The 15,916-nt window shown below is 72.1% G+C and carries 15 protein-coding genes; 9 read left to right on the forward strand and 6 right to left on the reverse strand.

The window, feature by feature from the left end; genetic code table 11:
* The first annotated feature begins 24 nt into the window (after positions 1–24).
* The 5 genes from VFZ92_RS19575 (at position 25) to VFZ92_RS19595 (ending at position 3,747) form a co-directional block, all read left to right on the forward strand.
* Complete coding sequence (locus VFZ92_RS19575) at positions 25–624, forward strand: HPP family protein (protein ID WP_330877413.1); 600 nt, start codon at positions 25–27, stop codon at positions 622–624.
* A gap of 93 nt (positions 625–717) precedes the next feature.
* Positions 718–1,167 (forward strand): OsmC family protein, encoded by a 450-nt coding sequence (locus VFZ92_RS19580; protein ID WP_330877415.1) that lies wholly within the window; start codon positions 718–720, stop codon positions 1,165–1,167.
* Positions 1,168–1,198: 31 nt separating this feature from the next.
* Positions 1,199–1,906: a CBS domain-containing protein gene (locus VFZ92_RS19585; protein WP_330877417.1), complete on the forward strand. Its 708-nt coding sequence runs from the start codon at positions 1,199–1,201 to the stop codon at positions 1,904–1,906.
* A gap of 378 nt (positions 1,907–2,284) precedes the next feature.
* Positions 2,285–3,133 carry a sulfite exporter TauE/SafE family protein gene (locus tag VFZ92_RS19590; RefSeq protein ID WP_330877418.1) on the forward strand — a complete coding sequence of 283 codons (849 nt, stop codon included), beginning with the start codon at positions 2,285–2,287 and terminating at the stop codon, positions 3,131–3,133.
* 245 nt (positions 3,134–3,378) lie between these two features.
* On the forward strand, positions 3,379–3,747 hold the full coding sequence (locus VFZ92_RS19595) for a hypothetical protein (RefSeq protein ID WP_330877419.1): 369 nt from the start codon (positions 3,379–3,381) through the stop codon (positions 3,745–3,747).
* Between the two features lie 138 nt (positions 3,748–3,885).
* On the opposite strand, the gene VFZ92_RS19600 is transcribed toward VFZ92_RS19595, so the two are convergent.
* Positions 3,886–5,046 carry a hypothetical protein gene (locus VFZ92_RS19600; protein WP_330877420.1) on the reverse strand — a complete coding sequence of 387 codons (1,161 nt, stop codon included), beginning with the start codon at positions 5,044–5,046 and terminating at the stop codon, positions 3,886–3,888.
* A gap of 425 nt (positions 5,047–5,471) precedes the next feature.
* Here VFZ92_RS19600 and VFZ92_RS19605 point away from each other — a divergent pair, with 425 nt between their 5' ends.
* The 4 genes from VFZ92_RS19605 to VFZ92_RS19620 all read left to right on the forward strand — a co-directional run bounded on the left by VFZ92_RS19605 (position 5,472) and on the right by VFZ92_RS19620 (position 8,764).
* Complete coding sequence (locus VFZ92_RS19605) at positions 5,472–6,350, forward strand: universal stress protein (RefSeq protein ID WP_330877421.1); 879 nt, start codon at positions 5,472–5,474, stop codon at positions 6,348–6,350.
* A gap of 133 nt (positions 6,351–6,483) precedes the next feature.
* Positions 6,484–6,798, forward strand: coding sequence for an HPF/RaiA family ribosome-associated protein (locus VFZ92_RS19610; RefSeq protein WP_330877422.1), 315 nt, complete (start codon positions 6,484–6,486; stop codon positions 6,796–6,798).
* Between the two features lie 42 nt (positions 6,799–6,840).
* Complete coding sequence (locus tag VFZ92_RS19615; RefSeq protein WP_330877423.1) at positions 6,841–8,235, forward strand: DUF4389 domain-containing protein; 1,395 nt, start codon at positions 6,841–6,843, stop codon at positions 8,233–8,235.
* Positions 8,236–8,350: 115 nt separating this feature from the next.
* The gene (locus VFZ92_RS19620) at positions 8,351–8,764 is read left to right on the forward strand and encodes an Hsp20/alpha crystallin family protein (RefSeq protein WP_330877424.1); all 414 of its coding nucleotides are present in this window, start codon (positions 8,351–8,353) and stop codon (positions 8,762–8,764) included.
* Between the two features lie 226 nt (positions 8,765–8,990).
* Here VFZ92_RS19620 and VFZ92_RS19625 read toward each other — a convergent pair whose 3' ends face one another.
* From VFZ92_RS19625 to VFZ92_RS19645, 5 genes are all read right to left on the reverse strand, one after another.
* On the reverse strand, positions 8,991–9,971 hold the full coding sequence (locus tag VFZ92_RS19625; RefSeq protein WP_330877425.1) for an Acg family FMN-binding oxidoreductase: 981 nt from the start codon (positions 9,969–9,971) through the stop codon (positions 8,991–8,993).
* 5 nt (positions 9,972–9,976) lie between these two features.
* Positions 9,977–12,241: a phosphoenolpyruvate synthase gene (ppsA, locus tag VFZ92_RS19630; protein ID WP_330877426.1), complete on the reverse strand. Its 2,265-nt coding sequence runs from the start codon at positions 12,239–12,241 to the stop codon at positions 9,977–9,979.
* A 96-nt stretch (positions 12,242–12,337) separates the two neighbouring features.
* The gene (locus VFZ92_RS19635) at positions 12,338–13,504 is read right to left on the reverse strand and encodes an ABC transporter permease (RefSeq protein ID WP_330877427.1); all 1,167 of its coding nucleotides are present in this window, start codon (positions 13,502–13,504) and stop codon (positions 12,338–12,340) included.
* The gene (locus VFZ92_RS19640; protein WP_330877428.1) at positions 13,501–14,670 is read right to left on the reverse strand and encodes an ABC transporter permease; all 1,170 of its coding nucleotides are present in this window, start codon (positions 14,668–14,670) and stop codon (positions 13,501–13,503) included. The genes VFZ92_RS19635 and VFZ92_RS19640 overlap by 4 nt, the downstream gene beginning before the upstream one ends.
* Before the next feature lie 4 nt (positions 14,671–14,674).
* Positions 14,675–15,613, reverse strand: a complete 939-nt coding sequence (locus VFZ92_RS19645; protein WP_330877429.1) for an ABC transporter ATP-binding protein — start codon at positions 15,611–15,613, stop codon at positions 14,675–14,677.
* Positions 15,614–15,916 lie beyond the last annotated feature (303 nt).

Below are 15,916 nucleotides of genomic sequence, written 5' to 3' on the forward strand. Positions count from 1 at the left end.
AGCGGTGAGCGGAAGCCTTGTTCCATGGAAGCCACCGAGGTGATGAGGCGCCCGGTGGTCTCGGTCAGTCCGAGCACCACCGTCCGCGCCGCCAACGCGCTGCTGGTCGACCACGGGTTCGCGGCCTTGCCGGTGGTCGACGAGGACGGGCACGTGGTCGGGGTCGTGACCGGGTCGGATCTCCTGCGAGCGAGCGTCACCGGGGCGAGTTCCCGGACTGTCGTGGCGCAGGTGGTGCACGCGCCCGCGATCACGGCCGACGTGACCGCGACCGTGGTGGAACTGGCGGACGCCGTGCTCCGCCACGGACTGCACTGCCTGCCCGTCGTGGACGAGGCCGGTGTGCTGGTCGGTGTGGTGAGCCGCACGGACCTGCTGCGCACGCTGGTGCCCGACGACGACGTGCTGGCCTCGCGGATCGACCGGCTGCTGCGCGACCACAGCCGAGCGGCGCGCTGGCGGGTCCGCGTCGTCGACGGTGACACCACGATCAGCGGACCGTTCGAGGACGAGGCGGAACGCCGAGTGGTCACGGCGCTGGCCCACACGGTGCCGGGCATCACCGGGCTGGTGCTGCGCGACCCCCTCGATACCGAGGACCCCACCACGTCGGCGGCTCGCTGACGGCGGGGGGAGACAACCGTGCGGCCGTGGCACCCCGGGGCCGTCGAACACCGCGGGTCTGCTCGGGCTCGCTGGGAGCGGAGGGAGTGGGACATGTCGGTCGGCCGATCGACCGGGACCGCGGTGACGGGCTCGGAGGACTCCCGTGATGCGCGGATCCACGTCGACTTCGTCGGCGGCGAGGAGTACGCGGTCCGGATGCGCGGCCACCACGTGGCCACCGACCAGCCCCTGGACAACGGCGGGGTGGACCGCGGTCCGTCACCCGTCGAGCTGTTCGTCGCCTCGATGGCCGCCTGCACGGCGTACTACGCGGGCCGCTACCTCGACCGCCACCACGTGCACCGCGAAGGTCTCCGGGTCTCCGCGGACTACCGCATGGCGGCCGATCGGCCCGCGCGGGTGGAGCGGGTGCGGCTCGACGTGCGCGTGCCCGACGGCACACCGGCGAACCTGCGGCAGGGCCTGCACGCCGTCGTCTCGCACTGCACGGTGCACAACACGCTGCGGCAGCGGCCTGAGATCCACATCGACATCAGCTGACCGGACCTGGCAGGAAGGCGGGGTGGGTGACGTGCGCGAACCCGTGGTGGGGTCGGTGATGACCAGGGCGGTCGTGACGGCACGGCCGGGCACGACCTTCAAGGAGGTCGCGGAACTGCTGGCGGACAACGGAATCAGCGCGGTCCCGGTCGTCGACGACGACGGAACGCCGATCGGTGTCGTCTCCGAGGCCGACCTGCTGGCCAAGCAGGAGTACGGAGGGGGTAGCCGGTCCGGTCCCGGTCTGTTCGCCGGTCGCGCTCGCAGGGCCAGGTGGCGCAAGGCTTTCGGCACGACGGCAGGTGACGTGATGTCGAAGCCGGTGATCATGATCGATCCCGGCGCGCCGGTCAGCGAGGCGGCCGGGGTGCTGGCGGAGGCGAACGTGCGGCGGCTGTTCGTCGTCGACCGCGCGGGTGAGCTGGTCGGCGTGCTCGCCAGGCGGGACCTGCTGCGCTCGTACCTGCGCGACGACGGTGAACTGCGCGAGGACATCCGGCGGTTCGTGTTCCGCGGGGTGCTCTGGGTCGACCCGGACATGGTCGGCGTGGTGGTCGAGGAAGGCGTGGTGACGTTGTCCGGCGAACTCGACCGGCGCAGCGAGGTCGACATCGCGATCGCGCTGACCCGCGAGCTGCCCGGAGTTGTCGGCGTGCGCAGCGAACTGGTGCACGGGTTCGAGGACGACGATCCCGGCACCGCGCGACTCACAGGGCGACCGACAGCCGGGGACCGGTGATGGTCTCCCAGCGGACCTCGAGCCGGTGTTCCAGCTCGCTCGTGGTCGTGTGCTCGGGACCCTCCAACGGCAGCCGGTGCGGCTCGAACGCCCAGCGCTCGCCAAGTCCACAGGGGTCGCGCGCCCAACCTCGGAACGTGGACTCGAAAGGTCCGATGTGGGTGCTTCGCGAAATCCACTGGCAGGGTGGTCCGCCGTTGACCCAGGCGTGTTCGGACACCGTGCGGTAGCCGAGGCCGAACGCCCTTGTCCGCGAACGCCCACAGGACCTGCGGGCCGTCGTGACCCGCAGGACGGCCAGTGCTCAGGTCGTGGCGGGCTCGCGGCACCTTCGGGCGTCCAACCACTCGGCGGCCGTCGTCCTCACGCGTCGCCGCGGTGCTGGTCGGCCTCGCGCTGGGCGTGCTCGGCGGGGGAGGGGCGATCCTGACCGTGCCGATCCTGGTGTTCCTGGCCGGGGTGGACGCCAAGCAGGCGATCGCCATGTCGCTGTTCGTCGCGGGCGTCACCAGCGCCGTCGGCGCGGTGTCGCACGCCAGGGCCGGTCGGGTGCGCCGGCGCACCGGCCTGCTGTTCGGAGCCGCCGGTATGACCGGAGCGTACGGAGGAGGTCGGCTCGCGGCCTTCATCCCCGGTGCCTGGCTGCTGGTCGGCTTCGGCGTGATGATGATCGTCACCGCCGTCGCGATGATCCGCGGGCGGAAGGCCGGGAGCACGCCCGCCGTCCACGGTGAACTGCCGATCGGCCGGGTCCTGGTCGAAGGCGTCGTGGTCGGACTGGTCACCGGGTTGGTCGGTGCGGGCGGCGGCTTCCTCGTCGTCCCCGCACTGGCCCTGCTCGGTGGCCTGCCGATGGCGGCGGCGGTCGGCACATCGCTGGTGGTGATCGCGATGAAGTCGTTCGCGGGTCTTGCTGGCTACCTGGCCACCGTGGAGATCGACTGGACCTCGGCGCTCGCCGTCACGGTCGCGGCCGTGGTGGGCAGCCTGCTCGGCGGTGCACTGGCCGGGCGGATCCCCGAAGAGCTGCTGCGCAAGGGATTCGGCTGGTTCTTGGTCGTCATGGGCGGCTTCCTCCTCGCCCAGCAGGTGCCTTCGACCGCGTGGCACGCGATGGCCACCGAACCGGCCCTCTGGCTCGTGGCCATCCCGCTCGGGGCATTGGCGGCGACAGGCTGGTGGGCACACCGGCGGTCGCGGTCCGACGTGCGCGGACATCGCCGCTAGCCGGTGGCGGGGCCTCAGGCCGACGTGGTCGACTGGGGGCCGCGCAGGTCTTCCGGCAGTTCGTCCTGGTCCTCGTGCGGCACGGGCGCGCTGACCCGACGATTCGCCGACCCGACGAATCCCAGGGTCGGCACGGCTCGGGTCCGGTGTGACGTCCGCGCACCGACCGGAACAGGGACCAAGGTCATCTGTGATGGGGACCAACCTCACTGCCGCCGGCTCACGACAGGGGAAATCCTGGTCGCATGGGAGCCGTCGATGTGATGATCAGCCCGGTGGTGCCTGCTCGGTCCGTTGAGTTGGCCGGCCAGGTGCCGGTGGTCGACGCGTCCGGGTCGGTGGTCGGCGTCCTGGGTTACGCGGACCTGGTGCGCGCGTTCACGTCCGAGGACCACGCGCTGGAGTGGCGGATCGAGGACCTGCTCCGTGACCGCTACGCCACCGCGAACTGGCAGGTGCGCGCCGTGGACGGGTTGGTGACGATCTCCGGTCACTTCGCCGACAACGCGCAGCGCTGGGCCCTCATGGCGCTCATGCGCCTGGTCGGCGGGGTCAAGGGTCTGGTGCTGAACGGGACCGCGACGACCGGCGTCGCCCGCATTCGACTCGGCTGACCGCGGGAGAGTTGCGTTTCGAGCGGCTGGGATCCGCCGTACCGAATTCCCGGTGAGCAGGTTCCAATTGTGGTGGGCTGGACTGGTCTCCCGATCCGCACTCCAGTGGAGTCCCGACCGAGAGTTGCGACGTCTATCTCAGTCCTGTTCGCTCGACCTGTCGTGCGGCGTCATGAGCCGCAGCGCGATATCGCGGTCGTCCGCGCTATCGGCGTCGTTGTCCGAATTGGCATCCGACCACGAATTCGGCGTGATGTCCGCCTTGGGCGGTAATTCCGCTTCGGGTAGCCATCCCCGGTAGCGCACGGTTGCGATGACCTTCGCACCTGCCGCGTGCCGCACGGCCAGGTCCAGCGAGACGGCTCGGGTGACCCCGAACCTGGCCGCGATCGACACGGCTCCGGGGATCCACCGCTTCACCGCGTCGACGGTCGAGCGGGGCGTCGACCTGCTGCCGTCGAACTCGACGCTGCCGACGAGCCCGTGTTCGGCGACGGAGGCGCTGAAGGCCGACAGGACCGCGTCGAGCGATCGATCGCGACCGCTTCTCCGGTGCTCGCTCGCGACGACGCGCGCGCTGGTCGCGATCCGGTCGGCCTCCAGGACGGCGGCGTCGATCGACTTCGACAGCGCTTCCGGCGCCTGCGACCTGAGCGAGCACAACCGCGACGTGATGGCGAACAGGCTGCCCGCGACGTGCCCGTAGACGCGCGCCGCCGCGTCCGTGCCGTCGTCCGCCGGTGCGAGGTGGCCGACTGCTCCTCCTTCCGGCACGAGCAGTGCCCACGCCAGGTACTCGGCGAACGCGGTCGCCATCCCGCGGTCCGACTCGGCGGAGTTCGCCTGCCCCGGCAGCCTGCTCAGCAGGAGCGCTCCCCGGAACTGGCCGCCGCTGTACGCGGGTGCGACGACGGACGGGCCCGTCGTCGTCGACCTCGCGGACTGCCCGGTGCGCTCGTGCAGCGTCGTCTCGTCGACCAGCACGGCTCGCCCCGCCTCGACCGCCAGCGCGGTGGCCGAGCCCTCGAGCGGCAGGACGCGGTTCTCCCATTCGGCGGACCCACCCGCCGCGACGACGACCCGGACCCAGTTGCCGTCGTGGAACGGCACGGTGAGCGCCGCTGCCGTCGCACCGCTGTGGACGCGGGCGCACTCCACGAGCGACCGGATCAGCCCGAGCGGATCGGCCAGCGGGCTCGCGGCGACCAGCAGGGAACCCAGTGCGAGTCGCCAGTCCCCGCCCTCGGCGGACGTGGTTCCCGCGCCCGAGGTGTCGACATCGGGTTCATCCGAATTCATTCGCCTCCAACCGGATCGGGTAGGCATTGCGTCGAGCGGGCTGATGAAGGGGTGGTTGACCATTGAACACCACTCGCCGGTCGATCGGTGCTGAATCCGCGCGGAGAAGCAGTCGAATGGACGATCGTTTGCCGGGGAGGCGCGAGGGTGCGGTCTCGCCGGCGCGCGGAACCACCATTGTGGTGGCGCCCGTCTTCGGACGAGTGGCTCGCGATGGCAATTCCCTCCACTGTCCCGCGGTCGTCGAGCAGGCCCACGGGCACGGATTCGCACTGCGCGCCGCGCGTTTCCCGCTTGCGCGGTGCCGCGGAAGGCCGAGCCGTGACCAGCGGACCTGTGCACTCGGGACCAAGGGCCGCGTCGCCGCCCCCCTCGGCCTCCTAGCGTCGAGGGCGTGGCACCTGTGGTCGTGGAGGTGAGCTGCGGTGACTCGTACGGGGAACTCGGTGGTGGTCGGCGTCGACGGATCGGCGTCGTCGATGGGGGCGGTGCGGTGGGGAGCTCTGGAGTGCGCGCGGCAGGGCGGCAGCGTGCTGCGGCTGGTGCACGCCTACCTGATGCCCGCCAAGGTGGCGCCGACCGTCCTCGCGGTCGGCTCGCGGATCCCCGGCGCCATCGAGGCGCAGGGACGGCGGTGGCTCGCGGAAGCCCGCGCGGCGGCGGGCGACGCGGCGCCGGACGTCACCGTGGAGACGGAGCTGGTCCTCGGTGCGGCGGTTCCGGTCCTGGCCCGCGAATCCGAGGGTGCCGGGATGATCGTGCTCGGATCGCGGGGACTCGGCGGTTTCGCCCGGCTGCTGGCGGGGTCGACGGCGCTCGGGACGTCCACGTGCGCCGAGTGCCCGGTCGTCGTGGTCAGGGGAGAGTCCACGGAGGATGGTCCGATCGTGGTCGGCGTTGACGGGTCGGTCGCCGGTGAGGCGGCGGCCGGCTTCGCGTTCGAAGCGGCGGCGGCCCAGGGAGCTCCGCTGGTGGCGGTGATCGCGTGGACGGACTACCTGGAACCCGCCCTCCACGGTCGGACCTGGCCGCGGGCCGAGTGGTCGCGGGTGGAGGAGGCCGAACTGCGGGTGCTCGACCAGAGCCTGGCGAGGTGGCGGGAGAAGTTCCCCGACGTGCGCGTCGAACGCGTCGTGACGGAGGACCCGCCGGTGCGCTCGCTGCTGCACCAGGCACGGAAGGCACGGCTGCTCGTGGTCGGCAGCCGCGGTCACGGCGCGCTGGCCGGGATGCTCCTCGGCTCGACCAGCCAGGCGCTGGCCCACCACTCCCCGTGTCCGCTGGCGGTCGTCCGCCCCCGGTGACGATCGCGGAACCCGCTGCACGGCGGGGAACCCGCGTCAGGGTCCGAAGTCCCGTCGACGTCGGCCGGTTGGACTCTCACCCCGCCCACCGCTGTGGACGAGCGTGGAAGTGCACAGCCGACGAGGAGAAGACATGCGCCACGCAGGACAGACCACCATCGACAACATCCAGGTCTCGCTGACGGCGAAGGTGCCCGACGACGCGCGCGACTACGCGGCGGCGAAGGTCGGGGCGCTGGCGAAGTACGCGCCCGCGCCGGTGGACCTCGCGGCCGTGCGGCTGACGACGACGGCCGACCGCAGGACCCGGCCGCTCGTCGTCGCGCACGCCCGGCTGACCGTGAACGGTGCCGGGGTGAACGCCGAGGCGACAGCGGGCACGTACACCGAGGTGGTCGACCAGCTCCACGACCGGCTGCGGGACCTGTTGCTCAAGCTGCACAACTGACCATCCACAACGGACTTCCACCGCACATCGGGGAGGCGCCAGATGACCACGGCGACAGCGGGCTACCCGGTGCACGTGCGGGGTCGGCTCGATCCGGGACCGAGTCGGGGGCTCTGGCCGGTGAAGTGGTTCCTGGCGATCCCGCACCACGTCGTGCTCGCGTTCCTGTGGGTCGGGTTCGCGGTGTGCACCGTGCTGGCGTTCTTCGGCATCCTGGTCACGGGCCGCTACCCGCGACCGCTGTTCGACTTCACCCTCGCCGTGCTGCGCTGGACGTGGCGCGTCGCCTACTACACCTACGGCGCGCTGGCCACCGACCAGTACCCGCCGTTCAGCCTCGGCGCTGAGCCGGACTACCCGGCGACGCTGGACGTCCCCTACCCCGAGCACCTGTCCCGAGGTCTGGTGCTCGTCAAGTGGTGGCTGCTGGCGATCCCGCACCACCTCGTCCTGGGAGTCTTCCTCGGTGGCGGCGGGTACGCGGCGTCTCGGGTGGGGGCGTGGGCCACCCGCACCGGCGGCCTGGTGGGGCTCGTCGCGCTGTTCGCGGGCGTGGCGCTGCTGGTCACCGGCCGCTACCCGCGCGGGCTGTTCGACTTCCTGCTGGGCATGGACAGGTGGGCGCTGAGAGTCGCCGCGTACGCGGGCCTGATGACCGACGCCTACCCGCCCTTCCGCCTGGACACCGGCGGCGACGAGCCCGGCGTGACGACGATCGACCACCCGCCGCCGCCGCACGCCGACGGCGGGGGGTGGTCGGGAGGCCGGATCGCGGCGGCCGTGATCGGTGTGGCCCTGCTCCTGTTCGGCGTGGCCCTCTCGGCGGCGGGCTCGCTCGGGCTCTGGGCGGACGCGACCCAGCGCGATGCCGACGGCTACCTCCACACCGGCGCGAAGTCGTTCCACAGCGACGGGTACGCGCTGTCCTTCGGCACCGTGGACCTGCGGTGGACCGAGGCCGCGTGGCCCATCGGCACGGACTGGCTCGGTGACGTCGAACTGCGCGCCGACGAGGACGTGATCATCGGCATCGGCCCCGCCGACGACGTGAACCGCTACCTGTCCGTCGTGGAGCGCGACGAGGTTCAGGGCATCGGTCCGGAGGTCGTCTACCGGCACCTGGACGGCGGTCCGCCGCCCGCGACCCGGCCGACCTGGGCCGCATCGGGGACGGGATCGCTGACGTGGCACGCCGACGAGGGCACGTGGGCGGTCGCCGTCCTGAACCCGGACGGCTCGCGGGTGGTCGACACCCGGTTGTCCGCCCGTGCCACGGTGCCCGCGCTCGGCTGGGTCTCCACGGCGCTGCTCCTCGGCGGGGTCCTGGTGGTCTCGCTCGGCGGCACGACGTTGCTCGTGGCCGCGGTGCGGTCGTCCCGCCGACGCGAGGTGGACCAGGTCGTGGCGCCACCGGGCCATCCCGAAACCGATCTCTAGTCTTTTGTGGACAGTGACGGAAGTCCCTCTGGCCAGAGTGCGCACGCCTCTGGCCAGAGGCGTCCGCGAGGTGTCTCCTGGAGACAGGAGCAACGCAGGGAAGGAAGGGAACGAGATGACCTCCATCATCCGCCGTCCGACCAGCACGTTCATCCCGGACGTGGTGGACCTGTTCGACGCGGCGTGGCCGTTCAGCGCGAACAGGCACCCCGTCCACGTCGAGGACTTCGTCGACGACGGCTCGTACGTCGTTCGGGCGGAGCTGCCGGGGCTCGACGCGGACAAGGACATCGAGGTGAGCGCTTCGAAGAACACGCTCACCATCTCCGCCAAGAGGGAGGAGCGCAAGCACGACCGCCACCACTCGGAGTTCCGCTACGGCTCCTTCAGCCGCTCGGTGACGCTGCCCGCGGGCACGGACACCGAGACGATCTCCGCCAAGTACGACCGGGGCGTCCTGGAGATCCGCGTACCGATCAGCGAACCGGAGCAGGACCGCAAGATCCGGATCGAGGTCCCGGCCGAGTAGCGGTCGCCACACATCCCCGTGCCGGGTTCTCCGACACGGGGATGAGGTCTGTCCGGGTTCCTGACCCGCTCGTCGCACGAGCGGTCGGACGGCGCGAGCAGCGCCCCGCGTGCTCCGGGGACGGCCACCCCCGCATCGGCCCGCCCGATCCGCCGCCCGGACGTCGCGGCAGCGGGGAACCGGGCCGGACGCGCCGGACGGTGGGGCCGTTCGGCGCGTCCTCGCCTCATCCGAGCACGTCGTCGAGGGCGCGGCGTGGAGTGGCGGGCAGCGGCTCACCGCTCACCGGCGCCCAGCCGACCCGGAGCACCAGCTGCGGGAACGCGACGTCGTCGAGCACGTGCTCGCGCAGCAGGTCCCTGGTGGCGGTGACCTCCAGCAGTTGGCTGAGCGGACACGTGGCGAGCCTGGAGTCCGTCGCCGTCAGCAGCACCGCGCTCAGCGCCTCCCCGGCGCGCAGCCGCGATCCCCGGTCGTCGGAGGACGTCGCCAGCACCAGCAGGGCGCCCGCGTCGTCCTCCCAGCCCGGCGTGGACACCGTCAGCGAGCCGTTCGGGAACGGACGCATCTCGGTGTCCCCGTGGGACACGGGCACCGAGGGGATGTTCGCGGCGGGAACTCCCTCGCGGGCACCGCGGCCACGACCGGCCCAAGCCGCCAGCTCGCTCGCGTAGGCCGGGTTCATCCCCTGCTGCCACGACGCGGCGCTGATGGCCGAGGTGATCCGGAACCGGTCGCGCGGGTCGTCGGCGGCCACCAGGATCGCGCCGTGCTCTGCCGCCCGGTCGACCAGCACCCGCACCAGGTCGGCGGGCACCTCCCACGAGCTGAAGCGCCTGCGGTCGGTGCGGCGGTGGGGGATGGCTGCCGACAGCGCGATGTCCTCCGCGCTCGCCTGCCTCGGGTAGAACGTCACCGCGGCCAGGTGGTCGGGCTCGGCGGGGTCGGGCAGACGGCGGACCACCGTCGCCCAGCCGAGCGCGGCGAAGCCGACCCGCAGGTGGTGCAGCGCCGCACCGCAGCTGACCAGCAGGTCGCGCCCGTCCGGATCGGTGGCGGGCAGGGTCCTGCTGGGGTCTGCGAACAGGTGCACCGAGCTGTCGCCGACCGTCCACCGCCACGGCTGGGTGTTGTGGATCGACGGCGCTCGGCAGGCCAGTCCGATGACGGCCCGCACGGTCCCGACGTCCGGGTGGTCGTCCCGCATCACGCTCACCTCCTGGCCTGGACCGCTGCCGCCAGCATCAGCCTGCGTTCGGCCGAGCCGATCACCGACCGGGCGGCGTGCACGGCGTCGGGGTTGACCGAGATCGACGTGATGCCCTGGCGCACCAGGTGTTCGGCGAACTCCGGCCGGTTGGACGGTGCCTGCCCGCACAGCGACGACGTGATGCCCGCGTCGTTGGCGGCCGTGATGATCCGGCTGATGAAGTCGAGCACGGCCGGGTCGGACTCGTCGAACAGCTCCGCGCACACCTCGGAATCGCGGTCGACGCCGAGCACGAGCTGGGTGAGGTCGTTGCTGCCGATGGACACCCCGTCGATGCCCGCCCTGGCGTACTCGGGAATCCAGTAGGCGACCGACGGGACCTCCGCCATGACCCACCGGTGCAGGCCGCGCTGGCGGCCGAGCGGGCTGGCGTCGATCTGCTCCAGGCACGCCTCCAGCTCCCACTTCGTCCGCACGAACGGGATCATCAGGTGCAGGTTCGGCGTCTGCTCCCGAACCCTGGCCAGCACGTCGAGCTCGCGGCCGAACAGCATGGGTTCCTTGACGTACCGGTAGCAGCCACGGTAGCCGATCATCGGGTTGTCCTCGTGCGGCTCGAACTCCGCCCCGCCGAGGAGGTCGTGGAACTCGTTGGTGCGGAAGTCGATCGCGCGGTAAACCACGGGCCGGGGGTAGAACGCCCGCGTGATGCGCAGCAGCGCCTCGATCATCGCCGTGGCGAACTCGTCCCCGGTCTCGTGGGCGAGCAGGTACCGGGGATGGGTGCCCTTGAGGGCCTCGGTGAGCATGAACTCCGCCCGCAGCAGGCCCACCCCGTCCACCGGGAGGGCCGCGACCTCCTCGGCGTGCTCCGGCATCGCCAGGTTGACGTAGAGCTTGGTCGCCAGCGTCTCGACGGCGCCCGCGGTGGTCGGAGCCTCCTGGCGGGGCGTGGTGCGTACCGGTCCGCCGACGTCGCCCTCCAGGACCCGGCCGCCCGCGCCGTCCACGGTGACCAGTTCGCCGTCGCGCAGGACCTGGGTGGCCTTGCGGGTGCCCACGACGCAGGGCACGCGCAGCTCCCTGGCCACGATCGCGGCGTGGCAGGTCATGCCACCGCCGTCGGTCACCAGCGCGGACGCGCGGCGCATCGTGGGGACCCAGTCCGGGTTGGTCATGGTCGCCACCAGGACCTCACCGTCGACGAAGCTGCCGCCCTCGGACGGCGAGGTCAGCACCCGCACCCGGCCGCTCGCGAGGCCCGGTGAGGCGGACAAACCGTTGAGCAGCACCGTTCCGGGTGCTTCACCTTCTTCCAACGTGGTGATGGGCCGCGACTGGACGAGCCACGTCCTGCCGTCCGCGATCGCCCACTCCAGGTCCTGGGGAGTGCCGTAGTGCTCCTCGACCCGCAGCGCCAGGCGCGCCAGGTCGATGGCCTCGTCGTCGGTGAGGACCCGCTCGGCCCCCGTGTGCTCGTCGAGGTCGACGCGGAGGTCCGCGCCGTCCGGACCGCGGACGATCTTGTGGGTCTGGTGGCCGACGCGGGCCTCCAACAGCCGGGGCCCGGTCTTGGCGAGCACGTAGGTGTCGGGTTCCACGGCGCCGCTGACCACGACCTCGCCGAGGCCGAACGCGCCCTCGACGACGACCCGGTCCCGGTTGCCGTTGGACGGGTCGGCGGTGAAGGCCACGCCGGAGCGCTCGGAGTCGACCATCTGCTGCACGACCACGGCGATGGCGGGTTCCTCGACGATCTTCCTGCTGGCCCGGTAGGCGATGACCCTGGGACCGAACAGCGAGGCCCAGCAGTCGCGCACGCGGTCGACCAGATCGGTGTCGCCCACGACGTTGGTGTAGGTGGCGTTCATGCCTGCGAACGACGTCCCGGCGCCGTCCTCCGACGTGGCCGACGACCGGACCGCCACCGACGCGTCCTGGCCGAGGGCGTGGTAGGCGTCGAGGACGGCCGCGCGCACGTCGTCCGGGATCCCGGCCTTGCGCACGAGGTCCTGGAGCAGCTCGCAGGCGGCGGTGAGCTCGGTGGGCTTGTCCACGGCCAGCAGGGCCGTGTCGAGGGCGGACCGCAGGTCGTCGCGGGTCCCCCCGCGTTCCATGGAGGCGAGGTAGGCGTCGGCGGTGATGACGAATCCGGGGGGCACGGGCAGGCCCGCGCCGGTGAGTTCCCCGAGGTTCGCCCCCTTGCCGCCCGCTACCGCCGTGTCGTTCTTGCCGAGGGTGTCGAAACCGACGACGTTGCTGGTCATGTCATCTCCTCTGCCGGTCGACTTCCCCCTTGGCGTTCGCGTCTCGAACGGGGAGGCGGAAGTCCTGTTGGTGGACACGGAGGTCCCGCGCCCTGGTCATCTGGTGAGCACCGCGCGCAACCGCCACGCGCCCAGTGCGAACAGCACCGCCGCGTAGCAGGCCAGCACGCCGAGTTGGGGCAGCACGTCGGGCAGCGCGCCGCCGTCGCGGCCGAGTGCCGCGAACCCCCGGTCGGCCCAGGCGTGGGGGGTGAGGAGGGCGACCTCGCGCAGGGCTCCGCTGAAGAACTCCAGCGGCACCATGCAGCCGCCCAGCGCTGCCAGCCCGAGCGCGAGCAGCACGCCGAAGCCCCCGGCCTGCTGCTCGGTGCGGAAGACCGCTCCGAGCAGCATCCCCGCGCCGCCCGCCACGAGCGCGAACAGCAGCAGCAAGGCGCCCACGGCGACCGGGTCGCCCCAGCGCACGCCGAACAGCAGCGCGGTGCCGACGACGATGAAGACGCCCTGCACGAGCGCGATCGCCACCCGACCCAACCCCTCCCCGAGCACGACCGTCACCGCCGAGGTGGGAGTGGCGACCATGCGTCGGGACAGGCCGAGCCGTCGGGTCTCGATCAGGGCGACCGAGCTGTTCATCGCGGTGAGGAACATGAACAGCAGCAGCTGGCTGGACGCGCCGAGCGAGAACATCCCCAGGTCGGCGGGGAACAGCGCTTCGCCGGTGGTGGTCGCGGACACCGAGATCGCAGGCACCGCTTCCGCCACGGAATCCACTGTGGACAGCGCGGTGTCGAGGTCGGTGCCGTTCAGGCCTGCGACGAACGCACCGGAGGCGAGCCTGCCGCCCTCCCGCGCGAGCACCCCGGCCACGAGCGGGCGCGTCTGCTGACCGTTGCCGTCCTGCCGGACGACCAGGCGCAGCTCGGCCACGCCTCCCGCGGCGACCGCCGCGGACAGCGAGGGCGGGACGACGAGACCCGCGGCGAGCTCGCCGCGCTCGACCGCCGTGCGCAGCTCGGCCTCGTCCGCCACCTCCTCCACGCGCAGGCCGGGCTCCGCGCGGAGCGCGTCGAGGAGGTGCCCCGAGGTCGCGCCCAGCACCCCGAGCTTCGGCGTGCTGGGACCCCCGAACGCGGCACCGAGGATCAGGACGAGCATCAGCGGGAGCACGAAGACGAAGAACAGGCTGGTGCGGTCGCGGAAGATCCGGCGCAGGTTCATCCCCGCGATGGTCAGTACCTTGGTCGTCACCTTGGTCGTCACAACCCCACCTCCCGACGGGTCAGCGCGTAGGCGGTGCCGAAGCCGACGAGGGCGAACGCGCCCAGCACGGCGACCGACGGGAACACCGCCGCGACATCGCCCCCGGCCAGGTCGGCCAGCCCGCGCAGGAACCACCGGTGCGGGGAGACGAGGCTGAGCGCGGCCAGCGGACCACCGACCTGCGCCACCGGGAAGAAGGCGCCGCCCAGCGCGCCCAGGGTGATCGCCACGACGGCCTGCCACCCGCCCGCCTGGTCGGAGGTCCTGGCGAGGGAGGCCACCACCGCGACGATCCCCGTCGCGGCGAGGACACCGGCGACGACCAGCAGCGCGACCCCCAGCGGATGGCCCCACCTCGCCCCCATCAGCACGCTCGTCGCCACCACCAGCACGGTGGTGCCGATCACCCCGACGACCAGGCTGGTGGTCAGCTTGCCGAGCAGGACGGCGGACGGGCGCACCGGTGAGGCGAGGATCCTGGCGAGCGTGCCCGCCCGCCGCTCGTCGAGCAGGCTGGTGACGCCGAACTGGACGGTGAAGAACAGGAAGAAGACCGTCATGCCCGCCGCGTAGTAGGTCGTCATGTCCAGTTCCCGGCGCGAGGCCGGAACGTCGACCAGGCGCAGCGGGTCGGTCGCGGCCGCGGCCTCGGCGACCAGCTCGGCGGGATCGCGCGTGGACCCGCCGTGCAGCGCGGCGGCGACGGAGACCCGCACCGACGTCAGCCGCTCGGCGAACGACCCGGCGACGGACCGCGCCACCCCGACGCCCAGTGGTGAGTCGACGTCGCCGACGACCTCGATCGTCGCCGGTCGGCCCGCGCTCACCTCCGCGGAGAACCCCGGCGGCACGACGAACGCGGCCGTGACGTCACTGCTGCCCACCAGGCCCAGCGCCTCGTCCCTGGACGCCGCCGCCCGCACGGCGACCGCACCGCCCTCGACCACGGCGGGCAGCACCTCGTCGGTGAAGACGGCGGCCACCGGGCCGCCGTCGGCGTTGACGACCGCGTACCGGAAGACGTCGCCCCCGCCGCCGACACCACCCAGAACGAAGCTGAACACCAGAGCCAGCCCGAGCGGGAGCAGCAGGGAGAACACCAGCACCGACCGGTCGCGCAACCGTTGGCGGAGGTCCTTCGCGGAGATGAGGAGAGCTGTTCGCACGGCGTCACTCCCGGAGTGCTCGGCCGGTCAGGTGGAGGAAGACGGTCTCCAGGTTCGGCTCGTCGACCTCGACCGCGCGCACGTGGACGTCCTGTTCGGCCAAGGCGGACAGCACGCCCGGCAGGCACTGGCGTGCGCTGTGCACGAGCAGCTCCAGACCGTCGCCGTGGGCGGCGACCCCCAGCACCGCGGGAATCCGCTCCGCGACGCGCTTCGCGCCCGCCGGGTCGCCGTCCACCGACAGCGAGATCCGGTCCCGCTCGGCCAGCCGCTCGACCAACTCGCGCCTGCTGCCCTCGGCGACCAGCCGACCGCCGTCGATGATGCCCACGCGGTCGCACAGCCGCTCGGCTTCCTCCATGTAGTGCGTGGTGTAGAGGATCGCGAGGCCGCTGTCGGCGAGTTCGCGGATGCTGTCCATGATCGCGTTGCGGCTCTGCGGGTCGACACCCGCGGTCGGCTCGTCCAGCACCAGCAGGATCGGCTCGTGCAGCAGGCCCATGCCGATGTGCAGCCGCCGCTTCATACCGCCCGAGTAGTGCTCCGCGCGCTCGTCGGCGCGGTCCGCCAACCCGACCACGTCGAGCACGTGCGCCACCCGCTGCGCGACGGCGGCACGGGACAGCCCCTGGAGACGGGCGAAGAACCTGAGGTTCTCGCGTCCGGTGAGATCGGGGTAGAGGGCGAGTTCCTGGGGCACGTAGCCGATGCGCCCCTTGGGCTCGGTCGTCCTGGTGGACACGGGCACACCTTCGACGAGCACCTCGCCCGCGTCCGGGCGGAGGATGCCCGCGACCATCGAGATGATCGTCGTCTTGCCCGCGCCGTTGGGCCCGAGCAGACCGTAGGTCTCCCCGGCGGAGATCGTGAACGTCACGTCGTCGACCGCGGTGAGGTCGCCGAACCGCTTGAGCAGACCCCGGCAGGACAGCACTTCCGTCATGACTCCAGCCTGCGTCCGCCACCACGCCGCGGGCAGTGCCGAACGTCATCGTCGGACGGGACCAACCGCACTGCCCCCGGACCGCGGACGGCGGGAGCCTGGAACCGGCCACGACCACGGGCGTGTCCGAAGACCGAGTCCCGCGAACAGCGAGGAGGTCGACATGAAGATCGACGAGATCATCACCGAAGCGCGCGACGCGATCACGGTGCGGCGGGTGTACTCCGAGCCGTACGAGCGCGACGGCGTCACCGTGATCACCGCGGCCTCCGTCGGCGGCGGGGGCGGTGCCGGGCTCGGCGA

The sequence above is a fragment of the Umezawaea sp. genome (assembly GCF_036375055.1).
Taxonomy (GTDB): domain Bacteria; phylum Actinomycetota; class Actinomycetes; order Mycobacteriales; family Pseudonocardiaceae; genus Umezawaea.